The organism is uncultured Brevundimonas sp. (genome assembly GCF_963975535.1).
GTDB lineage: Bacteria > Pseudomonadota > Alphaproteobacteria > Caulobacterales > Caulobacteraceae > Brevundimonas.
This window is the reverse complement of sequence record NZ_CAXBHE010000022.1, coordinates 1-2,812: the sequence shown is the minus strand read 5'-3', so window position 1 is coordinate 2,812 and position 2,812 is coordinate 1. Positions and strand designations below refer to the sequence as shown.

At 42.2% G+C, this 2,812-nt stretch carries 3 protein-coding genes; all 3 read left to right on the top strand.

Annotated features, from left to right (window positions below; all coding sequences use genetic code 11):
- A partial coding sequence (locus AACZ75_RS15545) for a glycine-rich domain-containing protein (RefSeq protein ID WP_339874116.1) occupies positions 1 to 1,142 on the top strand: 1,142 nt, incomplete at its 5' end.
- 7 nt (positions 1,143 to 1,149) lie between these two features.
- Positions 1,150 to 2,430, top strand: coding sequence for a glycine-rich domain-containing protein (locus tag AACZ75_RS15540; RefSeq protein ID WP_339874114.1), 1,281 nt, complete (start codon positions 1,150 to 1,152; stop codon positions 2,428 to 2,430).
- Between the two features lie 48 nt (positions 2,431 to 2,478).
- Positions 2,479 to 2,812, top strand: a 334-nt coding sequence (locus tag AACZ75_RS15535; RefSeq protein WP_339874113.1) for a hypothetical protein, incomplete at its 3' end; no start/stop codon positions are given.

Below are 2,812 nucleotides of genomic sequence, written 5' to 3'. Positions count from 1 at the left end.
CAACATCAGCAGCATTTACAGTTACACTTCCTAGTTCACCTTCGGCTGGTGATATCGTAGGTATAAAAGATTACGCAAACACAGCTGATACAAATAATATTACTATAGGTAGAAATAGTTCTCCTATTCAAGGTGATGCAGCTGATTTTATTATAAACACAGAAGGAAGATCAGTATTATTAGTTTATATAGATGGAACAAAAGGTTGGTTAGTTACATCCGCTTCGCAAGCATCTGATATAGCAGAACAAGCTTTTTTTGTTACAGCAACAGGTGGAACAGTACTAACTTGTGGTAATTTTAAAACACACGTATTTACAGGGCCAGGTACTTTTACAGTTTGTTCTGCAGGTAATGCAGCAGGTTCAAATACAGTAGATTACTTTGTGATCGCCGGAGGTGGTGGAACTAATAATGATAGAGATGCAGGTGCTGGAGCAGGTGGATTTAGATTATCTAATTCTGTTGGTTGTGTTCCAGCTCCAACTATGTCACCTTTATCAAATCCAGCGGGTTTACCTGTTTCAGCTACAGGCTATCCAATTGTAATAGGTGCCGGTGCAGCTGCAGTAGGACCTGGTATATCAAATAATGGATCACCTTCATCTGGTTTAGGAATTACATCAACTGCTGGTGGTGGATCAAAACAATCAGGTGGTTCAGGAGGCGGTGGTAGGTGTGGTCCAAATGCGGGTGCAGCAGGAAATACTCCACCAGTAAGTCCACCTCAAGGAAATAATGGTGGTTTAGGATTATCTTATACTCAAGGTACAGGTGGTGGTGGCGGAGCAGGCGCTGTAGGAGCAAATGGTTCACCTGGCCAAGGTGGAGCAGGTGGAGCAGGTTCTTTTTTAGCAGACACATTTATTGGTCCAACAGCTCCAAGTTATGGAACACCAGGTCCAGTAGGTTCAACAAGATATTTTGCTGGCGGCGGTGGTGGAGCTAAATATCCAGGAGGTCCAGCAGGAGCAGGTGGAGCAGGTGGTGGTGGAGCAGGAGGTCCAGGTTCTAGTGTAGGAACAAGTGGAACTACTAATACTGGAGGTGGTGCAGGTGGTTCTGGAGCAAATGGAGGTACAGCACCAAATGGAGCAGCAGGTGGTTCTGGAATAGTAATGATAAGATACAAATTTCAATAGGTAAATTATGGGTGTAAATTCATGTGGAACAACACTAATAGACCAAGGAGTTTTTGAAAATATAGGTGCTATTACTTGGGACACAACAGTCAAAACTTCAGGTTTCACAGCGGTAAGTGGTAATGGATATTTTTGTAATACTACTTCTGCAGCATTTACAGTAACACTCCCTGCTTCTCCAAGTGCAGGTGATGTCGTTGCTATTGCTGATTACGCAAATACTTTTGATACTAATAACGTTACAATAGGTAGAAACGGAAGTAATATTCAAGGTAGTGCAGATGATGTTACAGCCTCTATAGAAGGATTAAGTGTAACTTTAATATATGTAGATGGAACACAAGGTTGGCTATTAATTGATGCAGCACAAGCAAGTGATATTGTAGTTCCTAATCCTTTTATTGAAGCAACAGGTGGAACAATTACAACTTCAGGTAATTTTAAAATACATACGTTTACAGGGCCAGGAACATTTACAGTTTGTCAAGTTTCAGAAACAACAACCGAAAATACAGTTGGTTATATGGTAGTAGCTGGTGGAGGAGGAGGTGGAACTTTTCATGGAGGAGGTGGTGGTGCTGGAGGATTTAGAGAGGGAAGAAATGTACCAATAGATAATTTCACAGCTTCTCCTTTAGTTGCAAATGCTCCTACAAATGCAATAACAATTTCAGCAACATCTTATCCAATAACAGTAGGAGCAGGTGGAGCAGGTGCTCCAACCTCGCCTGATTGTGGTACTCCTTCTACAGATGGTAGTAATTCAGTATTTTCATCAATAACCTCAACAGGTGGAGGAGGTGGTGGTAGTCAATTAACTGATGCTGGTCACACAGGTGGTAGTGGTGGTGGTGGTACATATGGAGGAGGTGTTGCTGGTGGAGCAGGAAATACTCCGCCTACAAGTCCATCTCAAGGTGAAACTGGTGGTACAGGTTATCCTGGTTCTCCATATAATGGAGGAGGAGGTGGTGGTGCTACTCAAACAGGAAGAAATGCTGGATGTGCTGCTACAGGTGGAGCAGGTGCAACAACTTCAATTTCAGCAAGTTCAGTAGCTTATGCTGGAGGAGGTGGTGGAGGTGGTACTCAATACGGTCAACCTTCTGGTGGAGCAGGTGGAACAGGTGGAGGAGGAGCAGGTGCTAATTCGCCAGGTTGTGCTACAGCAGGAACAGCAAACAGAGGTGGTGGAGCAGGAGGTGGAAATGGAGGTGTTGATAATCCTAATGGTGCTGGTGCAACAGGTGGCTCAGGTATAGTTATAATAAGATATAAATTTCAATAATTAAGATGTATTTACAACAAACAATAAATAAGATATAAGGATAATATTATGGCACATTTTGCAAAACTAGGATCTAACAGTAAAGTCATTCAAGTACTTACTTTGAATAATGGCGATATGCTAAACGCTGACGGCGTTGAAGATGAATCTGTAGGTCAACAATATTTAGAAACTCACAACAACTGGCCAGCACAGATGTGGATTCAAACATCTTATAATACTTCTGGTGGCGCTCACAAAGATGGTGGTACACCTTTTAGAGGAAATTACGCAGGTATAGGTTATACTTGGGACGAAGATGATAATATTTTCTGGCCTAAAAAACCTTATGCATCTTGGGTAAAACATAATGCATCAGCTTCTTGGAAATCACCTATCGGTG

Excerpts from the sequence above, each read along its gene's own strand:
- AACZ75_RS15540 (WP_339874114.1), top strand. The coding sequence starts at position 1,150 with ATGGGTGTAAATTCATGTGGAACAACACTAATAGACCAAGGAGTTTTT.